The sequence below is a fragment of the Thermostichus sp. MS-CIW-25 genome (assembly GCF_054060015.1).
Window position 1 is genome coordinate 89,639 of sequence record NZ_JBSSCS010000005.1, and the last position, 25,410, is coordinate 115,048.

The following is a 25,410-nucleotide window of genomic DNA, read 5'->3' on the forward strand; positions in this document are numbered from 1 at the left end:
CCAGCCCGCTAGCTTGTGGCCAACTGGGAAAGGTTGAGGACTCGGTTGAGCTTGCCGCTGCGGTAGCCCTCCAAATCGAGACTGACATAGAGATAGCCGAAGGATTGCAGGGCCTTGACCAGCGCTTCCAGATTGGTTTTCTGCACAAACTCCACGATCTGATCCGGAGGAAGTTCGATGCGGGCGGTGTCCTTCTCCGAGCGCACCCTGACCTGCCGCCAACCCAAGCTGCGCAAGTAGCGCTCCGCCGCTCCCACCCGACGCAGCTTCTCAGGGGTGATTGCCTCCCCGTAGGGAAAGCGAGAGCTGAGGCAGGGTTGGGCCGGTTTATCCCACCAAGACAGCCCCAGGTGGCGAGACAATTGCCGCACCTCCAGCTTGCTCATCCCCACCTCCGCCAAGGGGGAACGCACGCCGCGCTCCCGAGCTGCCTGTGTCCCCGGTCGGTAATCGGCCAGATCGTCGGCATTGAGACCATCCACCACATGGTTATATCCCTGGGCTTGGGCCAACAGGCGCAAGGTATCGTGCAAGTGGCTTTTGCAGAAGTAACACCGGTTAACGGGGTTGGCGGCGTAGCCCGGATCTTCCAGCTCGTGGGTTTCGACGATCTGATGGCGGATCCCGATTTGCCGAGCCTGCTGAATTGCCTCCTCCAAATCTTCCGGCAGCAGCGAAGGAGAAGCAGCGGTGACGGCCAGGGCCCGCTCCCCCAACTGATCCCAGGCCAACTTGGCCACCAAGCTGCTGTCAACTCCCCCCGAGTAGGCCACCAAGACCCGCTCCATCTCGGCGAAGATCTGGACAAGCTGCTGGAACTTGTGCTGCAGGACGGGATCCCACTCCAGCAGGGGGTTGGCCGCTATTCCTCCCTCTCCCGGGGGGAGAGGGTCGAGACGAGAGGCGGTTGGGCCTTGGGCTGTGCTCATGAAGACAGAAGATGCCAAGCGTTTGGATAACCAGGCAAGGATGCCATCTCGCTATTGCCGGCAGGAGAAGAGCCGGTTGCGAGCAGGGGCAGGGATCTCTCCTTTTCTATTCTTTCCTAGAGATCCCCGACTTTCCAACGCTTCTCCCCAGCATGGGATGCGGGATCCCTCAAGGAAAAGTAGACAATTGGGCAATCTATCCGTAGTCCGCTCACCCGCTGTCGCGATGGTGCTATGCCTCCGGCACCCTACCGGGAACCGCACCGCTTCGCGATACGCTGAATAGAATGGGTTGCAGTGGCCCCTTATAATTTTTTCTGGGTTCTCTGCCGCAATTGACCTCACAGCTTTTTCCGGCGACACTTGCTACAGCCAATGCAGAGATATCTACTTGGTTATAGGGATCCCACCTATCTTGCAGAACTTCATGAAACTTAGAAAAAGCGGTACCCCTCTCCTAGCGCACCATGGCTTTGCAACTTGAACCCGCCAGCCCGCCAGAAGTGGCCGTTTATCAGCCCTATTACGCCGTTGCCCGCCGACAGTACCTAGCCCTCGCGGTGGGCCTCTACAAAAAAGCCAGCCTGGAAGGGCAGAGGGCCATCGAGGGAGAGGGGCCTGTCCGCTTCTTGGCCAGTTGGCATACGTCCCCGTTGCCCTCGGATCTGACGGTGGTTCAGGTGATCTTTGCTCAGGATGCAGATCTCACCTATCAGCTCTCCATTGCCAACTACGAGTTTGTGGATCATCTGATCGATGTGGTCGCTTTGGTGCAGCGCGGACAACCGCCGGATTTCTCCACCGCCTTTTACAAGAAACTGATGCGATATGAAGATTGATCTGGGTTGCTCAGCCACCATCACCCTCTACGACACCACACTGCGAGATGGGGCCCAGGGAGAGGGGCTATCGCTGTCGGTGCAAGACAAGTTACAGATTGCCAAGCTGCTGGATCGGCTGGGGATCCCGTTTATTGAAGGGGGCTGGCCAGGAGCCAATCCCAAGGATGTGCAGTTTTTCTGGCAGATGCGGGAAGAGCCCCTAGAGCAAGCCGAGCTGGTGGCTTTTTGTTCTACCCGCAAGCCGGGGCGGCGGGCGGCAGACGATCCCATGCTGCAGGCCATTTTGGCGGCGGGCACCCGCTATATAACCGTCTTCGGCAAGTCTTGGGATCTCCACGTCACCGAGGGCCTGGGCACCACGCTGCAGGAAAACCTGGCCATGATCCGCGACACCATTGCCTATCTGCGATCCCAGGGGCGGCGGGTCATCTACGATGCCGAGCACTGGTTCGATGCCTATCGCCACAACCCCGACTATGCCCTGCAAACCCTGGTGGCGGCTGCCGAGGCAGGGGCAGAGTGGCTGGTTCTCTGCGATACCAATGGCGGATCCCTGCCCCACGAGATTGCGGCGATCACGGCAGCTGTCTTGGCAGAATCCCATCACCTGCAGCACTTGCCCCTAGGGATCCACACCCACAACGACTCCGGCACCGCTGTGGCCAACGCCCTGGCTGCTGTGCAGGCGGGGGCGCGCATGGTTCAGGGCACTATCAACGGCTATGGGGAACGCTGCGGCAATGCCGACCTGTGCAGTGTCATCCCCAACCTGCAATTGAAGCTGGGCTATCGCTGTCTGCCGGAAGAGAAGCTGAAGCACCTGACGGAGATCTCCCGCTCCATCAGCGAGGTGGTCAATTTGGCCCCGGATGACCATGCTCCGTTTGTGGGCCTATCGGCCTTTGCCCACAAGGGCGGGATCCACGTCAGCGCCGTTCAGAAAAACCCCCTCACCTACGAGCACATCGCCCCCGAGCAAGTGGGCAACTGTCGCCGCATCGTGGTCTCAGAACAGGCGGGGCTGAGCAACATTCTCCACAAAATGGCCGGATTCGGGATCCGGCTGGACAAGTCGGATCCACAGGCGCGCTTGATTTTGGAGCGGCTGAAAACTTTGGAGCTGCAGGGCTATCAGTTTGAGGCTGCTGAGGCCAGCTTTGAGCTGTTGGTGCGGGGCTTGCTGGGACAACGCTCCCATCCTTTTGAGGTGCTCAGCTTCAACGTGACGACCACCACACGCTCCGATTGGAACAGCAAAGACCGGGATCCCAGTGGCGAGGCAACGGATGTGCAATCGTTGGCAGCGGTGAAAATCGCGGTGCAGGGGCAGACTCGGGTGACGGCGGCGGAAGGCAATGGGCCGGTGGCTGCTCTGGATGGGGCGCTACGCAAAGCGCTGCTGGAGTTTTATCCCCAACTGGAAGCGATTCACCTGTCCGACTACAAGGTGCGCATTTTGGACGGGCGGGCCGGCACCTCGGCCAAAACGCGGGTGCTGGTGGAGTTCAGCGACGGTCACCGCCGCTGGACCACGGTGGGGGTTTCCACCAACATCATCGAAGCCTCCTGTCGGGCCTTGGTGGAGGGCTTTGAGTATAGCCTGCTGCCGCCCAGCTCTCCTTTGCCGGCTGCGGCAGAGCACCGTTCTTCTCCGCTGGCTGCAAAAACGGCCTCCCCTTGAAGAAAAACCTTCAACTGGCTTTACCCTGGCAGCGCCCCTCTACCCCAGCAAGCTAAACCGTAACCACGACAGCTATGCGAATCATCGGCCTGACGGGCGGAGTGGGCACGGGCAAATCCACGGTGGCCCGCATCCTGGAGCAGCACGGGATCCCGGTGGCCGATGCAGATCAAATGGCCCGCCAGGCCTTGGCGGTGGGATCCCCCATTCGCGAGCGGGTACTGGAACGCTATGGGAAGGCCATCCAAACACCCTCCGGGGATCTGGATCGCCGGCGGTTGGGCCAGATCGTGTTTGCAGATGCCGCTGAGCGGGCTTGGCTAGAGGCCCAGATCCACCCTTTTGTTAAAGCTCAACTGCAAGATTTTCTGTTCGGGTTAGCGGAGCAGAGCTCTGAGGCGCATGGCGTGTTGCTTGAGGAAGGGCCTGGTTCCCAAAAGAACAGCGGGCCAGGGTTTTCCTCTGCCCAGGGATCCCAAACCGTTTGTCTGATGATCCCGTTGCTGTTTGAAGCCCACATGGAAAATTGGGCCAGCGAGATTTGGGTGGTGACTTGCACCCCAGAGCAGCAGCGGCAACGCCTTGCTCGCCGGGATCTTCTTACACCGGCAGAAATCGAAGCTCGCATCGCCAGCCAGTGGCCTTTGGTGGAAAAAGTGCGCCGTGCCGATGTGGTGCTGGACAACTCCGGATCCCTGGCCGAGCTGGAAGCCCAGGTGAAGCAGGCTTTGGCGTTAGAGAGGCCATTTGCCTCACCTCGGCAGGCCGGATACAGTGACGGATAGGGGATCCCCTACGCCCCGGTGGGACGGAGGGTAGCCATGTACGGGTGGGTTGAGGGAGAAACGATGCAGGAAGCAGGCTGCGTTGGCGAGACGGAGTTTGCTCAAGCTCTGGCCGCGCGGGAGCGGGAAATCCAGCTTTTGCGAGAGCGCAATCGCATCTTGCAGGGCCAGATAGACCTTCTGGAGCTGCGCCAAGAAAAGCAACACCGGCAAATTCGCAGCTATGAGGCGGAGATCGAGCAGCTTTACCAAGAGAAGCAGTTGCTGGAGCAGATGATTCAAGAGTTGCCAGAGCTCTACCGGCGCAAGCTGCAGGCCCGCCTGCAGCCCATCCGCGAGCGCATCGCCGCCATCCAGGCCGAGAATCGCCAGCTTAGGAAGGAGTTGTACCAGCTCAGCTACCGCGTGCAGCACATGGATCAGCTTGACTCGCCCGGCTGGAGAGTGCAACTGCCCCAGCTTCCCTCTCTGCGTCGCCGGGATCCCAAGTCCTCAGCGGAGCGGAGCACAAAAGCTCTGCCGGTCTCCCCCCCTGGTGTCCAGCCCTGCTCTTGATGGGCAGGGAGGGATCCCGCCATCGAGAAGCCAGAATAGGGGAGCCCCGGTGGGATCGCGTCAGCAGAGCAGAGCTCTTGCGCGGTTCCGGTTGGGGCGCTGCTTGCTTGGAGATCCCGGAAATGGCCACCGCTGGCAACTATGAACCCCTGCATTTAAAATACCGCCCGCAGCGCTTTGCCGATGTGGTCGGCCAAGGAGCGGTGGTGCAAACGCTGGCCAATGCCATCCGGCTGGGGCGGGTGGCACCTGCCTATTTGTTCTGCGGGCCGCGGGGCACGGGAAAAACCTCCAGCGCCCGCATCTTGGCCAAGTCTTTGAATTGTGAACAGGGGCCGACGCCGGATCCCTGCCAGACGTGCGGCCAATGCCGCTCCATCACCGCGGGATCCTCCTTAGATGTCATTGAGATCGATGCTGCCAGCAATACCGGCGTAGATAACATCCGCGAGCTAATCGAGCGAGCCCAGTTTGCTCCGGTGAACAGCCGCTATAAAGTCTACGTCATCGACGAGTGCCACATGCTCAGCAATGCCGCCTTTAACGCCTTGCTGAAAACCTTGGAAGAGCCGCCCCCCCGCGTAGTGTTTGTGCTGGCCACCACCGACCCGCAGCGGGTTTTGCCCACCATCGTTTCTCGCTGTCAGCGCTTCGATTTCCGCCGCATCCCCCTCGACGCCATGGTGGCCCACCTGGGCAAGATCGCCGCCCAAGAAGGGATCCCTATCACGCCGGAGGCGCTGCAACTGGTGGCCCAACTTTCCCAAGGGGGCCTGAGGGACGCCGAACGCCTGCTGGACCAGCTCAGCCTCTTGGAAGGATCCATCACCCCGGAGGCGGTTTGGGACTTGGTGGGCGGGATCCCGGAACAGCAGCTTTTGGCTCTGATGGATGCGCTGCTGGCTCAGGATGTGCAGGCGGTACTCGGCCAAACTCGGCAACTGTTGGAGCGGGGCAAAGAGCCCTTAGCCCTGTTGCAGAACTTGGTGGCCCTTTACCGGGATCTGCTGCTGGTCAAGACAGCCCCCCAGCAACGGGAGTTGGTGGCTGTAACGGACTCCACCTGGGCAGCCCTGCAGCAACGGGCCCCTCGCTACTCGGTGGAGATACTGCTGGCAGCCCAGAGCCATCTGCGCCAGTGTGAGCCGCAAATTCGTCAAAGCGGACAGCCCCAACTGTGGTTGGAAATTGCCCTAGTGGATCTGCTGGGCCAGCTGCGCCCAAGCATGGTGGCTGAGGATTCAGCGGAACGGAGTCCTTTCCCAGCCCTTGACCTATCTCCTGCACCCCAGAGAACTCCCCCGGACGGGACAGCCCCTCCGGCCCCTGCTGCGACCATCAGCCCATCAAGCCCATCAACTGTTGGTGAGATAGATGAATTAACTGTTGGGCCTTCAGCCTCCCCTGCTGTTGCGTCGAGCCAGAAGGCAGATCGCGCTACTCGGACGGAGTCCTCGGAGCAGCCCAGAGAACCGGCAAGGGACGCCGCCACAGTCAAGCTGCTGCGCCCCCACTGGGACGAGTTCCTCAAGCGCCTCTCTCCCCTCACCAAGGCTCTGATGGGATCCGGCCACCTGCACCAAGAGACTCCTGAAGCAATTACCCTCGCCTTTCCCAGCAAGGGTCTGGTGGAAAAAGTGCGCAGCAAAGAAGCCGAACTGCGGTCGGTGCTCCACAACCTGCTGCAGCGCCCTGTGCAGCTCAACTTGATTGTGCAGCGCTCCAGCGGGCCGCATGTTTCCATTCGCGTCAGCGGTGCGGAGTCCTCGGCACTGCTCAGCCGAGAAACAGACCTGCCCCCCGCCCCCGTGGCCCCGGATCCTGTCACCACGCCGGGGTTGCAGAGCGATAGCACCAACAGTCGTGCTTCCTCAAGGGAGCCCAGAGCAGAACCGCAGAGCCACGGCCTTGCCCGGCGACAGCAACATTCCCCTTCTGACTCCAGCCCACCTTCGCCAGAGCCTGAGCGGGACAATCCTATGGGTGGCCCCAAGGTGGCCGGCTTGGCAACCCAAGGACTTTCTCCCGCCGGTGCGAACAAAGTGCTCCGCACCGCTGTCGCGACCGATTCTCCAAGTCGTGCAGAGCGCCGCGACACCCTGCACGGTGGGCAGTCCTTCGAGCTAACCCAGGAGCTGGCGGAGATTGCCCGCTGTTTTGCCGACCACTTCAACGGCAGCTTGGTGGATTTGGAAGGGGTGTTGGAGTCTGACGTGACGGGATCCACGGAAGAGCTCTCCTCAATAGAGGCTATAGAAGCCGAGGGATCCCCTGACCTGCTCTCCGGTGAGACCTACGGCTCGCCAACAGGAGCAGAGCCGTCCGCGTCAGCGGGGCGGAGTCCTCATCCCGTAGACTTTCCCAATGCAGTAAGGAATCCGTCCTACCGGCGTGAGCAGTCTTCTCAGCTTGCCGTTCGCCTCAGCGGGACGGAGTCCTTGGAGGAGGAGGTGCCTTTTTAAGCGCTATCTAGCGCTATCTTAAGTTTGATAAAGCCAGCCTCATCTTGCCGACGATGACCTTCCCCATCTCTCCCTTAATTCGTTGCGCTGTGCAGGCTCTGTACTGGGGACTGGTTCTGCCCCTACCCATCCTGCTGGCTCGGCAACAGGCAACACCTCTTGAGCTGGGATCCCTTTGGATTGCTCTGCTGCTGGGATGGGGGGTAGTCCTGGGATCCCTGAGCCAGCAGATTCAGTTGGACGAAGAGGGCATGCAGGCCACCTACCCCAGTTGGGTGCCGCCTTTTGTGCGGCAGGAGTGGCAGATCCGGTGGGCCGATATCGAGCGCATTGAGCCCCGCTCCACCAGCCAGGGTGGTATGGTGTATTACTTGGTCAGCCGAGGGGGGGATCGCGTACTTTTGCCGATGCGGGTGACCAGGTTCAAGCAGCTGTTGGCTGAGATTCGACGGCACGCTCAACTGGAGATTGGCGGGCTGCGCCCCTACGTTCAGCCTTGGATGTACGGGCTCCTAGGATGTTTTGCTCTGCTTCTGTTGCTCTGGGATGGGATGGTCGCCATCTGGGTCTGGGCAAGTCCGGTGGGAACCTAGCGCAACCACAGACGGTTCCGGGTCTAGCCATCCCGACAGGGATCCCAGCTCCAGCGGGCGGTTGCAGTCCAGATCCCGCCCACGCCCTTCTGCGCAAGCGTTGCGGAGCAGCAGGATGGAAATTTGGAGCAGGTTGGAAATGAGCTCCTCCGCTGGGCGACCCCTGGTGGCGGTGGGGGTATCCTAAGAGCAGTGGAACTTAGCCCCCTCTTGCCAGCTCTTCCCCTTCGCGACAGCGGTGCGGAGCACTTTGTCTGGGATCCCTGCTGCCCCTTCTCTGGAGAGGTTGAGTCTTGAGCAGGTCAACCTCTCCGCCTCTTCGCTGGCCTTGCTGGACCATTGCCCCCGCCTGTTTCGCTATGTGTACCTGGAGCGGTTGATCTGGCCCGCTGCCAGTGTTTTTGAGCACGAGCTGGAGCAGAGGCGCGGACGGCAGTTTCACCGTTTGGTGGAGTGGCACAGCCGCGGGCGGCAGGTGGAGCCGCGTCTGTCTGCCCTGGATGAAGGGGTGCAGCAGTGGTGGCAGGTGTTCTTGGCCAGCTCCCATGCCCATCCCCAGGGACGGGTGTTGGCGGAGTTGCCCCTGTGGCAACGGATTGAGGGCTTTAAGCTGATAGCCCGTTTGGATCGGCTGGTGATTATCCCCGGATCCCTGCACATCCTGGACTGGAAAACTGAGCGTCAACGTCCTCGCGATGAACAGTTGGCCCAAGACTGGCAGGTGCGCCTTTACCCTCTGCTGCTCTGCGAGGTGGCCCAGCAGCTGCCCCTGGAAGGCCCTTTTGAGCCGGAGCAGGTGCAACTGACCTTTTGGTATGTGCAACATCCGCAGCAGCCCTTCCACCGGTATTACAGCGCCGCCGCCTATGAGCAAGACCTGGCCCACCTAAGAGCCACTCTGAACCACCTGCGGCAACTGGAGGCGCAAGACTTTCCCATGACCCCCCACACTGAGCGCTGCAACAGTTGTCTGTTTCGCTCCCGCTGCCATGGGCTGCTACCGGAAGGGATCCCCTCTCAAGACCTCACGGATTGGGTCTGGCCAATGCAGGAGCCCGCGACACCTGCGGATCCCATCGCCGATACTTATTGGGAGCAGTAATGGGAGCAGTAAGGACTCCGCCCCGCTGACGCGATTAGATCCGATTAGATCAGGGTAGGGCGGGGCAGGATCTGTTTTGGCAGCAACCCATGCACACCTTTCATGGGGCTGTTCACCACCTGCGTGATGTGGAAGTGGACAGCAATGCTGCAAAGCACATAGGCTTCCTCTCGCCCAATGCCGACAAACCGATGCAGAAAATCGATCATCCGCCTTAGGGCAAGCTCAAAGGCCGCATCCAGATCCTCGGCAAAGCCCATGGTAATGAAATCGGTCGGGGTTTCCGCCAGCGGTGCCTCGAGCGGCAGATCTTTGCGCAGGATCAACTGCAAAGTGCCATTCATGGAAGTTTCAATGGCCGTTACATCAACTTCTCCGTCCCCTTGAGCCGAGTGGCCATCCCCCACCGAAAAAAGGGCACCGGGCACAAAGACCGGCAAAAAAACTCGGGATCCCGCCTGCAATTGGCGGTTGTCGATGTTGCCACCATAGTTGCCGGGGGGGATAGAGCTGCGGCTGGTTTCCTCGGTCGCCACCCCCAAGATGCCAAAGAAGGGGCGAATGGGGACGCGGATGCCGCTGCCGGGAGGAAATTCCGCTACCCCCTGGTCTATATCTAGGTCGATGAAGCGCAGTCGCGGCTGATCAAATTCTCCGGGCAAAGCCCCCCATCCGGGACGGATGGCATTGAAACCGATGGGCAAGCGGGGGGTGATCGCTTGCAAGCGCACTTCCAGCACATCTCCAGGTTCAGCTCCCTCAACGTAGATCGGCCCGGTCAACAGATGGGGGCCCGGCCCCACTCGGCGCTCGGCAGGCAAGGTTTGGCAAATTTCGAGGAATTCGGGCGTGAAGAAACGGTCCGGCGCTTTGCCGTAGTGGGCGAACCCCGAGTAGGTTTCCACCTGCACCACATCGCCCGATTGCACATACAAGGCCGGGGGCAGTTGGGAAGAAAAGCCGCCCAAGTGGACGGTATGGGGAGTGGCTTTGAGGGTGTGAACGGGCACGGCCAGGGATCCCTTGCAAAAGACCCATTCAATCTAAAGAAAAATCCCCTCCAATCCTGAATTAGACTGTTCCTCAAGCCGGTATCTCTGGCTACTGTTTGCCCAGGGGTGGCGTGGCGACAATGTTCCCCACATTTGCTATCTTGACTTGCTATCTTGAAGGGCTGTGGGCAGGGATCCCCGTTTGCAGGGCTGAGCGTGGAACTGGTGCCCCTGGTGTGGAGGATAACTGCAATTTTCTCGGAGACTTGCATACTGAGTTCGATAGGTTTGTCAGCGCTGTCAACTGTGATCGCGAGTGTCATCTCCAGTACTTCCACCGTCCGGGATCCCGACTGGGATGTAGAAGTGGCGGGCCTCTACAAGCGTTTTGGCGATTTTGTGGCCCTCAATGGCATTGAGCTGAACATCCGGCGGGGGGAGTTTTTCGGCCTGCTGGGCCCTTCCGGCTGCGGCAAGACCACCCTGCTGCGCATCCTGGCCGGCCTGGAGATGGCCGATGCTGGGGAAGTGGTGATTCGAGGTCGCCCGGTAGGCCACCTGCCCGCCCACAAGCGCAACGTCAACACGGTGTTTCAGAGCTATGCCCTTTTCCCTTTTATGACGGTGGAGGACAACATCGCCTTCGGCCTGCGCATGCGGGGTGTGCGGGGAGAAGCTCTGCGCAAGCGGGTAGCGGCTGCTATGGAATTGGTGGAGATTGCAGCTCTGGCCAAGCGGAAGCCCCATGAGCTGTCGGGGGGACAGCAGCAGCGGGTGGCCTTGGCTCGGGCTTTGGTGAACGAGCCGGAAGTGCTCTTGTTGGATGAGCCGCTGTCGGCGTTGGATGCCAAGTTGCGCAAGCAGCTTCAGGTGCAGTTGTGCGAGTTGCAGCGCCGCCTGGGCATGACCTTTATTTTCGTTACCCACGACCAAGAAGAGGCTTTGGTGACCAGCGACCGGGTGGCGGTGATGCGGGCGGGGCGCATTGAGCAAGTGGGCCTTATCGATGAGGTGTACGAGCGCCCGGCGACGGCCTTCGTAGCCGACTTTTTAGGGGCCAGCAACCTGATCGAGGGGATCGCCTGTGGGACGGACTGTGTGGATACGCCCTTGGGAAAGCTGAAGGTCTTGGGGATCCCGGCCAGCTCGGAACCGGTGCAATTGGCTATTCGCCCGGAAAAGATCCAGCTCTCTCGCAGCGGCTGGGATCTGCTGCCCAACCAGGTGCCGGTGCGGGTGGAAAACCTCATCTACACTGGGGCTGAGAACCAATACCTGTTGCGGACAAACCAAGGTCAGCAGCTCAAGGCCACGGCCCTCAACACCGATATTGAGGATGCAGGGTTTGAGATCGGCGCAGCGCTGGTGGCCCACCTACCCCCGAAAAGCCTAATCCGTTTGCGACCGGATCCCCGTCAGGAGGAGACTGGATGTTGAAGCTGCCATCTCCTGTGGGCAAGTGGATCCCTGGCCAAGCCCAGGTGCGATTTGGGGAGCTGCTCACCCCTTGGCAGGAGTTGGGGCGCAGCCTAATTTTTGCTGGGCCAGGGGTGCTGTGGGTGATGTTTTTTCTGGTGCTGCCGGGGCTGTTGCTGTTGGTGTGCAGCTTTCTCAGCCGCGGGGAGTTTGGCCAGATTCAACTGCCCCTGACCCTGGAGAACTATCTGCGCATTCTCGGCTTTGGCCCCTTGGGATGGACGCCCATCTACTGGCAGATCTTGGGCCGCAGCCTGCTGGTGGCGGGGGTAACCACCTTTTTTTGCGTGCTGCTGGCCTACCCATTGGCTTTCTTCATTGCCGCCCACCCACCCCGACAACGGGATCTGTTGCTCACCTTGGTGGTGGTGCCCTTTTGGACGAACCTGGTGATCCGCACCTATGCCTGGATGGTGGTGCTGGCCCCGGAAGGGTGGCCGGCTCGCTTGGCGGCCTGGCTGGGCTGGATCCCGCCGCAAACGGCTCTGTATCCCAGTTGGCTGGCGGTTTACCTGGGCATGGTCTATACGTTTTTGCCCTACATGGTCTTGCCCCTGTACACGGCGGTGGAGCGCATCGATTGGCGGCTGGCGGAAGCGGCACGGGATCTCTATGCCAAGGGTTGGCAGGTCTTTTGGTGGGTGCTTCTGCCCCAGACCTTGCCTGGACTGGCGGCGGGCCTCATTCTGGTGGGGATCCCGGCTTTCGGCATGTTCGTGGTGCCGGATCTGTTGGGGGGCAGCAAAACGCTGTTGATTGGGAATGTGATTCAGTTGCAGTTTGGCTCTAGCCTGGACTACCCTTTCGGGGCGGCCCTCAGCTTTTTGGTTACCGGCCTCACCCTGGGGTTGATCTACGCCTACAGCCGCTACGCTGGCACCCGCAGCCTAGAAAATCTGGTTTGAGGAGCTGCTGTGGGCTTTGAGCAGAGCCGCCAATTGCTTGCGCATCAGGATCCCGGGCTTATCGGTGAGCATGTGCTGTTCGCTACTGAGGGTGAGGGGCACGTCGGGATCCGTGGTCTCCAAAATGGCTTTGTCTTCCAAAGTTACAGCCCGGTCAAAGCGGATAACCTCGGCGGCTGGGGTATCGGCTTCGGTGTCGTTGCGCAAACAAAACTGCACCACTTGGGAGGCTCGGTCGTTGATGGGGGTGGGGATGTTGACGATGACATGGCTGCGGCCATTGGGGTAGCGGATGTGAAGGTGGTTGGTGAAGGGCAAATGCCAGGTGGAAGTGGTGGTGCGCTCGGTTTTGGCGGCAGCAATGCCCAGGTTGCGCTGTTGCAGCTCTGGGTTGGCTACACCGAGCACTGTGCGGGTGCGGATCCCGTAGTCCAGCTCCTCGACCTCGAAGTGGCTGGGTACCAAGTCTTCCATACTGCCAAAGGTGTTCTGGTGTACAAAGCTGATGTGGGCGGCATCGAACTCGTTCTCGCAGATGCGCAAGCTGGCACATTCCCAGCGTTCGTAGAACTCGTGGATGAGCCGGTAACTGGGATCCTCGGCTTCTGGGATGACCGGGATCCCCCGTAGAGGCTGGGGATGCAAGCACACCCAAGCATAGCCATAGCGGGCCTGGCAGAGATAGGCGGGAATGCGGTAGCTCTCTGGGATGCGGGCCTGATCCGGCAGTTGCGGCACCTTGACACAGGCTCCCGTGCCATCAAACTCCCAGCCATGGTAGGGGCAGCGGATATGGTCATCACAGACGATTCCCTTGGACAATTGCGCCGACCGATGACAGCAGCGATCTGCGGCTGCCTGGGGCTGTCCGGCTTTGTCCAGCCAAAGGACGATCCTCTCTCCCAGCAGCTCGAAAGGTTGCGGGGATCCCTGCTCCAATAGGCTGAGGGGCATCACCGGGTACCAAAAGCGCCGAAAGACAGGATGCTGGGTCACCAACATGGCAAAACCATCTGTGTCGTGTGGCCGGATTCTGTATAGCAAATTCGTGAATTCGGTTCCGTAGCCCGCGCCACACTCTCTATATTGGGATACTGGGGATCTTGCAGATCCCAGCAAACCCACTCCCAGGGGATCCCGACCTTGTGGGGAAACCTGGGAACCTCTGGTAGGGTGAAGGTATCGGTCTTGCGTTTGAGTTTCCAGAGGGATCCCTTGACCTCAACTTTGCCTTCTCAGACCCTCTTGCAGGCTCTGTACACCCCTTCCCCTGCTTGGGATGCCATCGTCATCGGTGCGGGGATCGGGGGATTGGTCGCGGCCAGCCAGTTGGCTGCCAAAGGATACCGTGTGCTGGTGCTGGAAAAATACCTCATTCCAGGGGGCAGTGCCGGCTATTTTGAGCGTCCGGATCCCTTAGGCAACGGGATCTACCGCTTTGACGTGGGCGCTTCCATGATCTTTGGATTGGGCACCCAAGGCACCACTAACTTGCTGACACGGGCTTTGGCAGCGGTGGGCCAGTCCATAGACTCTATCCCCGATCCGGTGCAGATTGCCTACCACCTGCCCAAGGGGCTCAATCCACGGGTACACCGGGATTACGGGCAGTTTTTGCAGGAGCTATCCGGCTACTTTCCCCAGGAAGCCGCCGGCATTCGCCGGTTCTACGACAGCCTGTGGCCCATCTTCAACAGCCTCAATGCCATGGAGCTGCTCTCGCTGGAGGAGTGGGGCTATCTGTTTCGGTCTTTTGTGGGCAATCCCCTCGGCTGCCTGACCTTGGCGCGCTATTTGCCGGTGAATGTGGGCCAGGTGGCGCGGCGCTGTCTGCGGGATCCGGATTTGCTGCGCTTTGTGGACATGGAGTGCTACTGCTGGTCGGTGGTGCCGGCGGATCGCACGCCCATCATCAATGCCGGGATGGTGTTTTGTGACCGACACTACGGCGGTATTAACTATCCCAAAGGGGGGGTGGGGCAGATCGCCCAAAAGTTGGCCCAGGGACTAGAGGCCCATGGCGGGCAGATCCGCTACAAAGCGTCCGTGCGGCGGATCCTAGAAGAAAGAGGTCGGGCGGTGGGCGTAGAACTGGCCAGCGGGGAAAAGCTCTTTGCCCGCACAATCATCTCCAATGCCACCCGCTGGGACACCTTTGAGCGCCTATGGCCGGGATCCCTGCCCACGGCGGAGCGGCAGTGGCAAAAACGCTACCAACAATCCCCCAGCTTCTTGAGCTTGCACCTGGGGGTGCGGGCCGAGGCCCTGTCCGGCGAACGCTATTGTCACCACATTCTCCTGGAAGATTGGGATCAGATGGAGGCTGAGCAGGGCACCCTTTTTGTCTCCATCCCCACCCTGTTGGATCCCGACCTGGCTCCCCCGGGCCGCCACATTGTTCATGCCTTTACCCCCAGTTGGATGTCCACCTGGCAAGGGTTGAACCCAAGCCAGTACCAGATCCAAAAACAGCAAGCCGCCGACCGCCTCATCCGCCGCCTGGAGGCCCTTTGGCCTCAACTGGGATCCCACATTGAGCTCAGAGAGATAGGCACCCCCCGCACCCACCGCCGCTTCTTGAGCCGCAGCAACGGCACCTATGGGCCCATCCCCAGCCGGGATCCCTGGGGCTTGCTGGGCATGCCTTTCAATCGCACCGCCATCCCCAACCTATACTGCGTGGGGGATAGCACATTCCCCGGCCAAGGGCTCAATGCCGTTGCCTTCTCCGGCTTTGCCTGCGCCCACCGGGTGGCAGCGGATTTGAGTTAGGTTGCCCTTCTCCTCGCTTACCGGTTTGGAAAAGCGAGTTACAAGTCCTCGAAATGCCGACATAGACATCCAAACATCAACAACTCAGAAGCAACACAACGGGGGGCATTCCCAATAGCAGTGAAACTGTTGTTCCGTTGATCCCCAACTCCCCTCTTCCTCTGGGAAAAGGGCTAATGGTGGAGCTTGGGGGATGTTTGTATCCACTTGAAATGACTATACTGGGCAGAGAAATCTGGGGAATTTCTAGCCACTTTGTAGCGGATGTCGGACTTGACACCTACAGACAAACTTCTGGCCGGGATCCGAGCTCAGCAGGCAGGAGATCTGCGGCAAGCAGAGGCCATTTACTCCGAAATCTTGGCGGATTTTCCTGAGCATGCAGATGCCCTTCACCTGTTGGGAACGGTAGCTCAAGCCAGAGGAGACTCGGAATTGGCAGCGGCTCTCATTGCAGAAGCCATTGAGCAACATCCCGAAGTGGCTCTGTATCACCACAATTTGGGTGTCGTCTATGAGTCTTTGGGTCAACTGGAGGAAGCGCTATCCTGTTATCAGCAAAGCCTGAAACTGAATCCACACGCTGCTGGATCTGCCTTTCAAGCTGGAAAAATCTTAGTTAACCTGCGACGTAGCGAAGAAGCCATTGCCCTACTCAATCCTCTACTGGAAAACTCGGATGAACAGACAGGGATCCCTTTGGCGCAGGTGCATCTGAATCTGGCCATCGCCTGTCGAGATCAAGGAGAACACGCTGTTGCGTTGGATCACCTGGAGAAAGCAATGGCTTTGGATCCCCAGTTAGAACAGGCTCGTTGGTTTTATCATCTGTATCTGCCAGCAGTCTATCGGAGCGAGGAAGAACTCAACTCCTTTCGTGCTCGCTTTATCGAGCATCTGGATTGTCTTATTGAGGAAACTCCCCTAGAAACGGAGGAGCAACGTCGCAGAGCGCTGTGGGCGTCAGGACTGGGAACCAATCACTACCTACAGTACCAAGGCTACAACGACCTGGATTTGCAGAAAAAATATGCCCAGTTTGTTCAACGCATAGTCAACGCCTGTTATCCCGATTGGAGATATCTTCCTTGCCAATCCCAACCAGGGGATCCCCTCCGAGTTGGGTTTGCCTCAGCTTCCATGCGAGCTTGCTCTTACAGTCGCTTATCTCTGGGTTGGGTTAAGTACCTGAACGCCAATTGGGCTGATGGACAGGCTAACTCGGAGCGAAAGTTTCAAGTCTTCGCCTATCACTTGGATCCCAGAACCGACTTCATGACAGACCGGTATCGTCAATACGCCGATGTGTTTAGGCACATTCCCAGCAGCCTCGAGGATGCAGCCCGACAAATCCTGCAGGATCAGCTAGATATTTTGGTGTATTTGGAGATCGGCCTTTCGCCTCTCATTCTGCAACTGGCTTCCCTGCGACTGGCACCGATACAGTGCTCCACTTGGGCTCATCCTATAACTTCTGGACTTTCTACGATTGACTATTTCCTCTCCAGCGATTTAATGGAGCCAGAGGATGCTCAAGAACATTATAGTGAAACCCTGATTCGTTTACCTCATTTGGGCACTTGCTTCGAAAAGCCGGTTTTGCCTCAGCAAAAGCGCTATCGAGAGGATTTCGGCCTGCGTGAAGATGCAGTGGTTTACCTAACTTGTCAATACTTGGGTAAATATCTGCCCCAATACGACTATCTTTTTGCCGCTATTGCCCAACGAGTGCCCAACGCTCAATTTGTTTTTTTGACTCTACCCAATGCTGCTATTGCCCGACAATTTCGGGAACGGCTCACCCGGGCTTTTTCTTTGTATGGCCTCAATGTAGAAGACCACTGCCTGATCCTGCCCGGATTGGATTATCAAGACTACTTGGATCTCAACCGCTGTGCCGATCTTATGTTAGATTCCTATGGCTGGTCAGGTGGGATCACCACCTTAGAGGCCGTTGCGGTCGGATTGCCTGTGATCACTTGCCCTGGAAAGCTGATGCGGGGGCGGCATACCTATGCCATTCTCAAAAGAATGGAGCTGGACAGCTTAATTGCCTCGGATCTGAAAAGCTATGAGGATTTGGCCGTAAAACTGGGATCCGATTCTGAGTTTCGCTACCACATGGCTGAGGAGGTTCGGCAGCGACGCGACCTACTCTTTGAAGATCGAGAATGTGTGGCAGCCCTAGCTCATTTCTTTCTCACCCTCACCAAGAAGCCCGACGCTGGTCGTGATTAGCCCACCGCGAAAAAGGGTTTTGCTCTGGATCCCTTCCTGAGGACAAAATTGGCTCAACGGCCCCACTACGCCCTTGAAGCTCCCTTCTCGAGGTCAACAGCGGAACAGCCCCCCCAGGCCGGTGCAAGCCTAAACGTGGGAAAATCCTGTCAGTGATCTGCATTTTGCTGAGAATTGCTCAGAGCATCGTAATCTAGAGGAACATTGACATCCGGTGTCCGGAGGAGTGCTTATGCCAGGGCCAGCATCGAATGCTTCTAGAGCTCCGCAGGGATCCCTGCAGAGGGTTTTCTTGGGCCTTTTGGCCTCAGCTGCGGTTTTGGCAGGCTGTGGAGGAAGTGGAGGGAGTACAATACCGCCTCTGGTGAACGTCTGCGAACAAGCCTTCAGTCCAGGCCTTTTTGCATCGATTGGTCTGCGCCGACAGGGGGATAGGCGCAGTGGAACCTTGGGGCCAAATAGCGACTTGGAGATCTACTTCGATGAGAGGGACAATGTCATAAATGCCCGGGAAGTTCCACCTCCCCCTGGCACGTTTACCTTTTATGTCGATGGATTCCTTTACTTTCCTTCTGCAGCCAATGTTACAGGAGTTACTATCCGCCTAACTAGTCCAGTCTTCGACCCTGTGCTGGTCATCTTTGGTCTTGATGTCAACAGGGAGACTGATCCGGAATTCTTCTTCATCAACGATGACGCAAAGCCTGGTGATTTCACCACCTCCGAGCTGACGATCCCAGTACGGCAAGACCGCTGCTACCTGCTCTTGGTGGAAAGCTACTGGGCGCAAAATGCCTCTCCAACGGCTGGGCCGGGTAGCCCTGGGCGAGGCCCTTACACCATCGAAGTTGTGAGCGAAAGCTTTGCTGCTCCTCCTCCACCGCCTCAACGGCAACAGAAACCGGAGGATAGAGAAAACGGCGGTGGCGGAGACCGAGGGGGGGGTGTCGGCCTCTAGCTCTGGCGGGTGAGCTTGATGGCAAAGTCAGCGCTGCCACAGGTGGCTCTGCCGCGAATCACGCGCCCGTCAGGGCTGACCGTGCCACTCCAAGCAACGGTTGGGGTACCGCTACCCCCTATCCTGCCGCTAACAGAAAGTTGGCTGCCGATAAGCTGGCCGCTGCGCTCAGAAAAGCTGGGGGAGGAAACGCTGATCTGGTTGCCCTCCTGACGAATGGAGACGGTTTCCTGGACGCCAGCCGCAACATTGACCTTGCACAGGGATCCCTGCCAGATAAAAGATCCTCCCTCGTAAAGCCACTCGCCGCTGAGGGCCAGCTCTGCCGCAGGTGTTGGCGTTGCCGGGGCAGGTGTGGCAGTGGGAGTGGGGGATGGAGTCGGGGTGGGGGTAGGAGTACGAGGGACAAGCGGGGTGAATTGAGGGATAGGGGTAAGCGTCGGTGTCGGAGTGGGTGTTGGCGCTGGAGTCGGGGTGGGTGTCGGCGTCGGCGTCGGGGTGGGCGTTGGCACCGGAGTGGGTGTTGGTGCTGGAGTCGGGGTGGGCGTCGGCGTCGGAGTGGGTGTTGGCGCTGGAGTCGGGGTGGGCGTCGGCGTCGGCGTCGGGGTGGGCGTCGGTGTCGGAGTGGGTGTTGGCGCTGGAGTCGGGGTGGGTGTCGGCGTTGGAGTGGGAGCAGGTTCGAGTGTAGGTGTTGGGGTTACTTCAGCGGTAGGGATCGGATCCGGTTCTTCCCGGCTATCGCGGATCGTTGGGCGTGGCCACAGCAAAAAGGCGGCCAGCAGAGCCATGACGCCTAGGGATCCCCCGGCCAAAACCCACTTCAGGTTGCTGTCGGAAGGTTGCAGAACCGTTTGGGGGGCAGCTTGCCGCAGAGGGCGAGTGCGGGGAGTATCGGTTCGTGCCGGCGTGGCAGGGCGAGCGACGGGGGGATCCTGAACGGTCGGGAGAGCGTTGCTGGCTGGGATCACTGTGGAGGGCGTTTTGGGAGTTTCGCCCCCACTTTGGGGAGAGGGATCCGGTGTTTCCGGCGAAGCTTCTGCTGAGGAGGGTTCCCGCTCGGTGATGTAATAGGGGATCCCTGCACCTGGGGAGGGGGGAGAGACCGGCTCATCTTCGATGAGATCCAGATCCTCATCGCGGATATCTTCAAAGGCTCCAGAAGCTGATCCTGTATTGCGGGTGGCTTGGATCGGTGGCTTGGACTCAGAAGAGGGTGGAGCATCCTGTTGAGGCTTGGCACTGCCGGTGGGCAGGATCACAGTGCTGGCTTGGCCACTAGAGAGTTGGGTGGTTGCCGTCAGGTCATAGGCTTGCAGCAGTCGTTCCCCCAGCTCCCGCATCGTTTGCGGTCGTTCGTCTGGGTTTTTTTTCAGGCAATCCATCACCACGGCTGCTAAAGGGGGTGGGATCGGCTGGGGGGCTGCCTTCGGGTTGATCTCGATTGGGCTTTCGTAGCAATGGGCGTGGATCCAGCTGTGCAGGGAGTCGGTTTCCAGCTGAAAGGGCATGGATCCCGTCAGCATCTCGTAGAGCACTACCCCAAAGGAGTAGATATCCGAGCGGGCATCCAAGGCTTTGCCCCGTATCTGTTCGGGAGAGGCGTAGCGAGCTGTGCCGATAAATCCTCCCCCTTTTTGGGTGCCCAGGCTGAGGGTGTGATCCGCCAGGGTTTTGGCCACGCCAAAGTCGAGGATTTTCAGTTGGGGGATGAGCTTGCCGTTTTGAAAAACTTGCTCGATGAAGAGGTTGCTGGGTTTGATGTCGCGGTGGATAACGCCTCGAATCTCGCGACCCTCTACCTTGGCCTGAAACGTGTGGGCAAAGTGCAGCCCCTCACAGGCCTGCAAGGCTAGTCGAACGGCTTGTCGAACCGGCAAAGCCCCTTTTTCTCGGATCAGCTTGCCCAGATCCTGCCCCTTGAGGTACTCCATCACCAAGTAGGCCTGCTCCCCCTCTTGGCCGTGATCCAAAACCTTGACGATGCGAGGATGCTGCCCCAGAAGGGTGCTAACGCGGATCTCTTCGGCAAAGCGACGGCGCAAGTCTGTCTGGAAGTCGCCCCGGCTCAGCAGCATGGGGGCATATAAGATCTTGACAGCTACCTCTTGGCCGTTGTTGTGTAAGTCTAAGGCGCGGAAGACGGATCCCATACCACCGCTACCAATTTCTTGAATCAGCTGGTAGCGGTTGCCCAAAATGCGGTTGGTGAGATCTGCGGTCATGGGTTTGCAGCTTGGAGAAGAGGAATTGCAGGGGGAATGTCCATACCATAAACCGAATTGCTGAGGTCTGCACCAGCCTACGCTGGTGGCTGAACTCAGGGATCCGGATTGGGGCCATCTGTTGGAAATGGCGAGGTTTTCAGTTGATTCTTCAAGGTGACTTCTCAGATTTACTTAACTGTTACTTAATCTTCAAGGTGACTTCTCAGATTTACTTAACTGTTACTTAAAAGTTGTAGAAGAAAGCTCTGGCGGGGGCAGTGACGCTCAAGGGAGAGCTGCGGTGATCGGTTTCACCGTCCAAGAGAACATTTTCTGGTTAACTTTGGGGGGATAGTCTGGATTATCCTGAGCAATCCCCAGTCTGAAGAAGGGGACAATCGACAGGGATCCCTTGATGAGGTTGACCATGGACTTGGGCTTGGTGGTGATTGCCTACAAAGAGGGGGATCGGGAGAGCAAAGCCGCCTGCCAGAGGTGTGCGGAGCAGTTGCGCCGGCGCGGTGTTACGGTGTTGACAGCTCCCACCGGCTTGCACCACAACCCCTACCCAGTCTTTTTGGAGGCCACCTCCGATCCCATCGATCTGGCAGTGGTGCTGGGGGGAGATGGCTCGGTGTTGGCGGCGGCACGATACCTATCCCCCCATGGGATCCCGATTTTGCCGATCCAAGCGGGGGGTAGGCTGGGGTTTTTGGCCCAGTCGGAGCGGGTATTGCAGCAGGATCCCTGGGATCGCATTCAGGCAGGGGATTTTTTCTTGCAAGCCCGCATGATGTTGCAAGCCCAGATTTGGGAACAGCCGCAGTTGGGGCAAGGGGATCCCTTGGCCGCCCGTGGAGAGGGAAAGTCGCAAGGCCGTCCGGCCAGCGAAGTCTACTATGCCCTCAATGAGATCTGCCTGAAGCCAATCAACCGAGAACGGCTGCCTGCCGCGATCATGGAGATCGAGGTCAACGGAGAGATTTTGGATCAGTACCACGGGGATGGCGTGCTGGTGGCCACACCGACGGGATCCACCTCTTACACTCTGGCAGCCAATGGCCCCATCCTCGAGCCCACCCTCGACGCCATCATCATCACCCCTATTTGTCCCCTGAGTTTGTCTAGCCGTCCTATTGTCATCAGCGGCACAGCCAGGGTGGACATTTGGCCTCTTGCCGATCCCGAAGGGTTGACCCGCTTGTGGACAGATGGCGTGTTGGCTCAGTCGGTGAATCCCGGCCAGTGGGTTCACATTCAGCAAGCGCCTACACCGGCCAAGCTGATGATCCTGGAAAAAGAGCTCTCCTACTTTCGCACTCTGCGGGAAAAATTGCAGTGGGCGGGCAGCCGCATCTACATCCCCACCACCAACCACCGCCCCGAGGGGGGATAAGGAGAGCTTAAAGTTGGGCAGCTAGAGTGGCAAAGTTCGCTCCCATAAGCATATTTCCCATGAGCCTGAGACTTTACCTCCTTAGACACGGAGAAACTCCCTACAGCCGTTCCGGCAGCTTTTGCGGCGCTCTCGATCCCGACCTCACCCCCGAAGGCAAACAAATGGCAGAAGCCTTTGCCGCAGCCTATGCTGGGATCCCTTGGCAAGCTCTCTACGTCAGCCCAATGCGGCGCGCCTTGGCTACCCTAAGCCCCCTGGCCGAGAAAGTTGGCTTGGAGATGCAGATTCGAGAGGGCCTAAGAGAAATTCACTACGGCGAGTGGGAGGGCAAAACCCACGCTGAGGCGCAAGAAGCCTACCCAGAAGCCTATTGGCGCTGGATGACCGAGCCAGCCTGGAACGCCCCTCCGGGGGGCGAAACCGCCGTGCAAATTGCCAATCGGGCTATGCCGGTTGTGGCCGAGATCCAGGAAAAATGGACAGGCGGCCACGTCTTGATCGTCTCCCACAAGGCCACCATTCGGGTTATTCTCTGCAGCCTGCTGGGCATTGACCTGGGCCGCTACCGGGATCGCATTGAGGTTTTGGCCGCCTCGGTCAGCGTGGTCAAGTTCGACCGCTATGGCCCCCTTCTGGAAATCTTAGGGGAACGCAGTTATCTGCCTTCCGATCTGCGGGAAAGGGCAGGTACCTAATTGTTAGAGGGAGCAAGGTTTAGGATTCTTGAGGTCTTTTGGGTCTCTTTTTGAGGGAGCAATCATGGGCAAAAAACTGGGATTAGCACTGGGCAGCGGCGGAGCGAGGGGATGGGCTCATATTGGTGTGATTCGAGCTCTAGAGCGGGCTGGGATCTCCGTTGACTACATTGCTGGGACGAGCATTGGCGCTTTTGTGGGAGCCATTTATGCAGCGGGAGAACTGGATGAGCTGGAAGACTTTGTGCGAGATCTCAACTGGAAGATGATCCTGTCTTTGTTTGATGTGGTCTTTCCCACCTGTGGCCTGCTGGATGGCAACAAAATTTATGAGCTGCTGACAGAACATTTGCAAGAGCTGTGTATTGAAGAGGCCGGGATCCCCTTTTGCTGTGTGGCTACCGACTTGATCACAGGCCAGGAGGTGCTGTTGCGCTCGGGCAAAATGGCAGATGCCGTGCGGGCCAGCATCTCTATCCCAGGGATCTTTACACCCTTTTACTACGAAGGGCGCTATCTCGGAGATGGGGGCATTGTCAACCCGGTGCCAGTGCGGGTGGTGCGGGAGATGGGGGCCGATGTTGTCATCGCGGTCAATCTCAACCATGTGGATCCTGCGGATGTGGAGTCGCAACTGGAAGAAACAGAGGTGGAAGAAACCCTTCAACGGCGACAGCGCTTGAATGCTGAAGGAGAAGTGATCGAAGAAGAAACCAACTTCATCACCCGCATTCGCAAACGCTATCAATCCCTACAACAAGGGATCCAAGAAAAAATTAGCCAATGGTTTCCAGATGAGCCCTCTGGTCCCAATATTTTCGACGTTATTGGCAAGACGTTGAACGTGATGGAGCAAATCGTTACCCGCAGTGTTTTAGCCGAACATCCGCCGGATTTGCTCTTACAACCCAAGCTGAGCCAGTATGGGATCTTCGATTTTCATCAAGCAGATCCGATTATTCAGGAGGGCTATCGACAAATGCGGCGGGCCATTCCAGAATTGCGACAAAAGTTGGAGCAGTGAACCACCACTTCTTCAGCAGTTTAACCTAAAGCTTTGCAAGGATCTGCGCCCAAGCTTTCCAAACAATCTCAGATGGATCCTGCTATCAAAATGGGCCTGAAGCTCACTCAATTGGGATAAATTGCAACAGCGATCCCGTGTGGATGAGATGGGCCGGGGCAGATTTTCCATCCTGGTCGGGATGGGCCAGCAGCACACAGCGATCTTGAGGGGTGAGGTCAAACTTGACAGAGGGATCAGGTTCTCTTTCCAGTGGAGGGCTGAGCTGGGGATCCCCGACAAAAGTAAGTCGTGCCAACACGGTCAGCAGGTGATCTTGATGGGCCAGGTCTGACCCAAAAGGAGTCCGCTCTTGTAACGTAACAAGTGCTACCGGGTAACCTTCTCGCATCAAGTAGAAGAGGATCCCGGCACAGCGCTCTACAGCTCGCTCCAACTTGTCTCGATGGATCTCGGGCCTCTCTTTCTGGGGCTGCCAGCGATTTTCAAAACAGAGGGTGATGGCCTGGGCTCGTGGACGCTCCAACTCCCGCACGATTAGTTGATCCCGTTTGGCCGAGATCTTCCAATGGACAGAGCGCACATCGTCCTGGGGTCGGTAGGGCCGTAAGCTCAGGTAGTCTCCCTCTCGACCGGGTTGGGGGCGCAATTGGTTGCCGCTGCTGAGCTGATCCCACAGCGCCAATCCTTGAACCGGGGCGAGCCGCGGAAACACGATCACCGTTTGGGGATCCCTAATTGCCACCGCCTTGCGGAAGAGTTCAAATGGGAAGCTGGTGGCAACTTCAAAACCCTGCAACTGCCAGACTCCCCGCCTTGAAAAAGTATGCTGGTAAAAAGTGTCCACCTTGGCACCGGGATCCACCCGCAAAACATAGCTGGAAGGCCAATCTTCCCGCCTCAGCCCCTCAATGCGTTCGCTCACCTGCAACGAGAAGCTGGGCAGGCGCCGTTTGCGATTGACCAGCGTGAGACCCACTAAGACAGGCTGGCCGGCGAAAATGCGGCTAGGCAACTGCCGGCTGACCTCCAGATCTTTGAGGGTGAGATCAGAGAGGGTACCACTGATGAGAATAAGGCTGAGCAGCATTCCCAGCAACAAATACAGGGGATTGTTGCCGGTGTTGAAAGCAGCAATACTTACCAACAGGGCGATCCCGACAAACCGCCCCCCAATACGGGTAAAGCGGAAGCGGCGCAGAAAACGAACCTGGCGCCCTGATTTCTGCTCTGAGGAGAAGATCCCCAGGCTTCCCGTCCGTTGAAGCAGTAATGGAACTAGTTTTCGGCTTAGTTTCCACAACACCGCAGTCCCCTCATCACTCCTTCATCCCCGGTCCCTCTCCAAAGGAGAAAGAGGTCTGGAATCTACAAGCTGCTTCAGTGTAATTTGAAATCACCATAACCAGTGCTACGGGCAGGTTTTTTCTGAGAGGATTTCAGCAATGGCCGCAGCCACCCGCTCTTGTTGACAGGTGGTCAACTCAGGAAAACACGGCAAAGACAACACCTGAGCCGCACATAGCTCGGCATTGGGCAGATCCCCCCGCCTGTAGCCCAGCCCTCGGTACACCGGCTGCAGCGGCAACGGCAGAGGATAGTAAACCCGACTGCCAATGCCCCGCTCCTTCAGACCCTGCTGCAAATAGTCCCGCCGCCGCCCATCCGTCGCCTCAGAACCCACCACCCGCACCGTGTACTGATGCCACACCGAGTTCCCCCCCACCCCCACCTGGGGCAACATCAAGCCCGGGATCCCTTGCAGCAAGCGGTGGTAACACTCCGCAATCCCCTGCCG

The 25,410-nt window shown here is 58.5% G+C and carries 21 protein-coding genes; 15 read left to right on the forward strand and 6 right to left on the reverse strand.

Annotation, left to right across the window (positions count from 1 at the left end):
- Positions 1 to 8: 8 nt before the first annotated feature.
- Positions 9 to 929 carry an ATP-dependent sacrificial sulfur transferase LarE gene (gene larE, locus ACVWZ1_RS03510; RefSeq protein ID WP_457502543.1) on the reverse strand — a complete coding sequence of 307 codons (921 nt, stop codon included), beginning with the start codon at positions 927 to 929 and terminating at the stop codon, positions 9 to 11.
- 467 nt (positions 930 to 1,396) lie between these two features.
- Between larE and ebsA the strand changes: the two genes are divergently transcribed.
- From ebsA to ACVWZ1_RS03545, 7 genes are all read left to right on the forward strand, one after another.
- Positions 1,397 to 1,768, forward strand: coding sequence for a type IV pilus biogenesis protein EbsA (gene ebsA / locus ACVWZ1_RS03515; RefSeq protein ID WP_457502528.1), 372 nt, complete (start codon positions 1,397 to 1,399; stop codon positions 1,766 to 1,768).
- Positions 1,758 to 3,452 carry a citramalate synthase gene (gene cimA / locus ACVWZ1_RS03520; RefSeq protein WP_457502529.1) on the forward strand — a complete coding sequence of 565 codons (1,695 nt, stop codon included), beginning with the start codon at positions 1,758 to 1,760 and terminating at the stop codon, positions 3,450 to 3,452. Before ebsA ends, cimA begins: the two co-directional genes overlap by 11 nt.
- A gap of 74 nt (positions 3,453 to 3,526) precedes the next feature.
- The gene (coaE, locus tag ACVWZ1_RS03525) at positions 3,527 to 4,237 is read left to right on the forward strand and encodes a dephospho-CoA kinase (RefSeq protein ID WP_457502530.1); all 711 of its coding nucleotides are present in this window, start codon (positions 3,527 to 3,529) and stop codon (positions 4,235 to 4,237) included.
- Positions 4,238 to 4,273: 36 nt separating this feature from the next.
- On the forward strand, positions 4,274 to 4,792 hold the full coding sequence (locus ACVWZ1_RS03530; protein WP_414332021.1) for a hypothetical protein: 519 nt from the start codon (positions 4,274 to 4,276) through the stop codon (positions 4,790 to 4,792).
- 122 nt (positions 4,793 to 4,914) lie between these two features.
- Positions 4,915 to 7,254, forward strand: coding sequence for a DNA polymerase III subunit gamma/tau (locus tag ACVWZ1_RS03535; RefSeq protein ID WP_457502544.1), 2,340 nt, complete (start codon positions 4,915 to 4,917; stop codon positions 7,252 to 7,254).
- Between the two features lie 53 nt (positions 7,255 to 7,307).
- A complete protein-coding gene (locus ACVWZ1_RS03540) occupies positions 7,308 to 7,847 on the forward strand; it encodes a hypothetical protein (RefSeq protein ID WP_414331790.1) in 540 nt (179 codons plus the stop codon).
- A gap of 238 nt (positions 7,848 to 8,085) precedes the next feature.
- The gene (locus tag ACVWZ1_RS03545) at positions 8,086 to 8,949 is read left to right on the forward strand and encodes a PD-(D/E)XK nuclease family protein (RefSeq protein WP_414417217.1); all 864 of its coding nucleotides are present in this window, start codon (positions 8,086 to 8,088) and stop codon (positions 8,947 to 8,949) included.
- A gap of 44 nt (positions 8,950 to 8,993) precedes the next feature.
- Here the strand turns inward: ACVWZ1_RS03545 and ACVWZ1_RS03550 are convergent, their stop codons facing one another.
- A complete protein-coding gene (locus ACVWZ1_RS03550; protein WP_457490156.1) occupies positions 8,994 to 9,959 on the reverse strand; it encodes an acetamidase/formamidase family protein in 966 nt (321 codons plus the stop codon).
- 288 nt (positions 9,960 to 10,247) lie between these two features.
- Here ACVWZ1_RS03550 and ACVWZ1_RS03555 point away from each other — a divergent pair, with 288 nt between their 5' ends.
- On the forward strand, positions 10,248 to 11,378 hold the full coding sequence (locus ACVWZ1_RS03555; protein ID WP_238376942.1) for an ABC transporter ATP-binding protein: 1,131 nt from the start codon (positions 10,248 to 10,250) through the stop codon (positions 11,376 to 11,378).
- Positions 11,372 to 12,322 (forward strand): ABC transporter permease, encoded by a 951-nt coding sequence (locus ACVWZ1_RS03560; protein WP_414342559.1) that lies wholly within the window; start codon positions 11,372 to 11,374, stop codon positions 12,320 to 12,322. Before ACVWZ1_RS03555 ends, ACVWZ1_RS03560 begins: the two co-directional genes overlap by 7 nt.
- Here ACVWZ1_RS03560 and ACVWZ1_RS03565 read toward each other — a convergent pair.
- On the reverse strand, positions 12,305 to 13,324 hold the full coding sequence (locus ACVWZ1_RS03565) for an aromatic ring-hydroxylating dioxygenase subunit alpha (RefSeq protein WP_457502531.1): 1,020 nt from the start codon (positions 13,322 to 13,324) through the stop codon (positions 12,305 to 12,307). The genes ACVWZ1_RS03560 and ACVWZ1_RS03565 overlap by 18 nt on opposite strands.
- A gap of 213 nt (positions 13,325 to 13,537) precedes the next feature.
- Between ACVWZ1_RS03565 and crtH the strand changes: the two genes are divergently transcribed.
- From crtH to ACVWZ1_RS03580, 3 genes are all read left to right on the forward strand, one after another.
- Complete coding sequence (gene crtH / locus ACVWZ1_RS03570) at positions 13,538 to 15,094, forward strand: carotenoid isomerase (RefSeq protein WP_457502545.1); 1,557 nt, start codon at positions 13,538 to 13,540, stop codon at positions 15,092 to 15,094.
- 264 nt (positions 15,095 to 15,358) lie between these two features.
- Complete coding sequence (locus ACVWZ1_RS03575; RefSeq protein WP_457502532.1) at positions 15,359 to 17,332, forward strand: O-linked N-acetylglucosamine transferase, SPINDLY family protein; 1,974 nt, start codon at positions 15,359 to 15,361, stop codon at positions 17,330 to 17,332.
- Between the two features lie 628 nt (positions 17,333 to 17,960).
- Entirely contained in the window at positions 17,961 to 18,290 is a 330-nt protein-coding gene (locus ACVWZ1_RS03580; RefSeq protein ID WP_457502533.1) for a hypothetical protein, read from the forward strand.
- Here ACVWZ1_RS03580 and ACVWZ1_RS03585 read toward each other — a convergent pair.
- Entirely contained in the window at positions 18,287 to 20,512 is a 2,226-nt protein-coding gene (locus ACVWZ1_RS03585; RefSeq protein WP_457502534.1) for a serine/threonine protein kinase, read from the reverse strand. The two genes, ACVWZ1_RS03580 and ACVWZ1_RS03585, sit on opposite strands and share 4 nt — an antisense overlap.
- A 409-nt stretch (positions 20,513 to 20,921) precedes the next feature.
- Between ACVWZ1_RS03585 and ACVWZ1_RS03590 the strand changes: the two genes are divergently transcribed.
- From ACVWZ1_RS03590 to ACVWZ1_RS03600, 3 genes are all read left to right on the forward strand, one after another.
- Positions 20,922 to 21,890 (forward strand): NAD(+) kinase, encoded by a 969-nt coding sequence (locus ACVWZ1_RS03590; RefSeq protein ID WP_457502546.1) that lies wholly within the window; start codon positions 20,922 to 20,924, stop codon positions 21,888 to 21,890.
- A gap of 59 nt (positions 21,891 to 21,949) precedes the next feature.
- On the forward strand, positions 21,950 to 22,588 hold the full coding sequence (locus ACVWZ1_RS03595; RefSeq protein ID WP_011432118.1) for a histidine phosphatase family protein: 639 nt from the start codon (positions 21,950 to 21,952) through the stop codon (positions 22,586 to 22,588).
- Positions 22,589 to 22,652: 64 nt separating this feature from the next.
- Positions 22,653 to 23,612, forward strand: a complete 960-nt coding sequence (locus tag ACVWZ1_RS03600) for a patatin-like phospholipase family protein (RefSeq protein WP_457502535.1) — start codon at positions 22,653 to 22,655, stop codon at positions 23,610 to 23,612.
- A 103-nt stretch (positions 23,613 to 23,715) separates the two neighbouring features.
- On the opposite strand, the gene ACVWZ1_RS03605 is transcribed toward ACVWZ1_RS03600, so the two are convergent.
- Both ACVWZ1_RS03605 and ACVWZ1_RS03610 read right to left on the reverse strand, forming a co-directional pair.
- Positions 23,716 to 24,759: a DUF58 domain-containing protein gene (locus ACVWZ1_RS03605; RefSeq protein ID WP_457502536.1), complete on the reverse strand. Its 1,044-nt coding sequence runs from the start codon at positions 24,757 to 24,759 to the stop codon at positions 23,716 to 23,718.
- Positions 24,760 to 25,023: 264 nt separating this feature from the next.
- Positions 25,024 to 25,410: DegT/DnrJ/EryC1/StrS family aminotransferase (locus ACVWZ1_RS03610; RefSeq protein WP_457502537.1), on the reverse strand; the 387-nt coding region annotated here is incomplete at its 5' end.

Bases quoted from the DNA above. Each gene is read 5' to 3' on its own strand.
- larE (WP_457502543.1), bottom strand. From the start codon at position 929: ATGAGCACAGCCCAAGGCCCAACCGCCTCTCGTCTCGACCCTCTCCCC.
- ACVWZ1_RS03540 (WP_414331790.1), top strand. From the start codon at position 7,308: ATGACCTTCCCCATCTCTCCCTTAATTCGTTGCGCTGTGCAGGCTCTG.
- cimA (WP_457502529.1), top strand. From the start codon at position 1,758: ATGAAGATTGATCTGGGTTGCTCAGCCACCATCACCCTCTACGACACC.
- ACVWZ1_RS03565 (WP_457502531.1), bottom strand. From the start codon at position 13,324: ATGTTGGTGACCCAGCATCCTGTCTTTCGGCGCTTTTGGTACCCGGTG.
- ACVWZ1_RS03575 (WP_457502532.1), top strand. From the start codon at position 15,359: ATGTCGGACTTGACACCTACAGACAAACTTCTGGCCGGGATCCGAGCT.
- ACVWZ1_RS03535 (WP_457502544.1), top strand. From the start codon at position 4,915: ATGGCCACCGCTGGCAACTATGAACCCCTGCATTTAAAATACCGCCCG.
- ACVWZ1_RS03595 (WP_011432118.1), top strand. From the start codon at position 21,950: ATGAGCCTGAGACTTTACCTCCTTAGACACGGAGAAACTCCCTACAGC.
- ACVWZ1_RS03585 (WP_457502534.1), bottom strand. From the start codon at position 20,512: ATGACCGCAGATCTCACCAACCGCATTTTGGGCAACCGCTACCAGCTG.
- ACVWZ1_RS03600 (WP_457502535.1), top strand. From the start codon at position 22,653: ATGGGCAAAAAACTGGGATTAGCACTGGGCAGCGGCGGAGCGAGGGGA.
- ACVWZ1_RS03590 (WP_457502546.1), top strand. From the start codon at position 20,922: ATGGACTTGGGCTTGGTGGTGATTGCCTACAAAGAGGGGGATCGGGAG.
- ACVWZ1_RS03530 (WP_414332021.1), top strand. From the start codon at position 4,274: ATGTACGGGTGGGTTGAGGGAGAAACGATGCAGGAAGCAGGCTGCGTT.
- ACVWZ1_RS03560 (WP_414342559.1), top strand. From the start codon at position 11,372: ATGTTGAAGCTGCCATCTCCTGTGGGCAAGTGGATCCCTGGCCAAGCC.
- coaE (WP_457502530.1), top strand. From the start codon at position 3,527: ATGCGAATCATCGGCCTGACGGGCGGAGTGGGCACGGGCAAATCCACG.
- ebsA (WP_457502528.1), top strand. From the start codon at position 1,397: ATGGCTTTGCAACTTGAACCCGCCAGCCCGCCAGAAGTGGCCGTTTAT.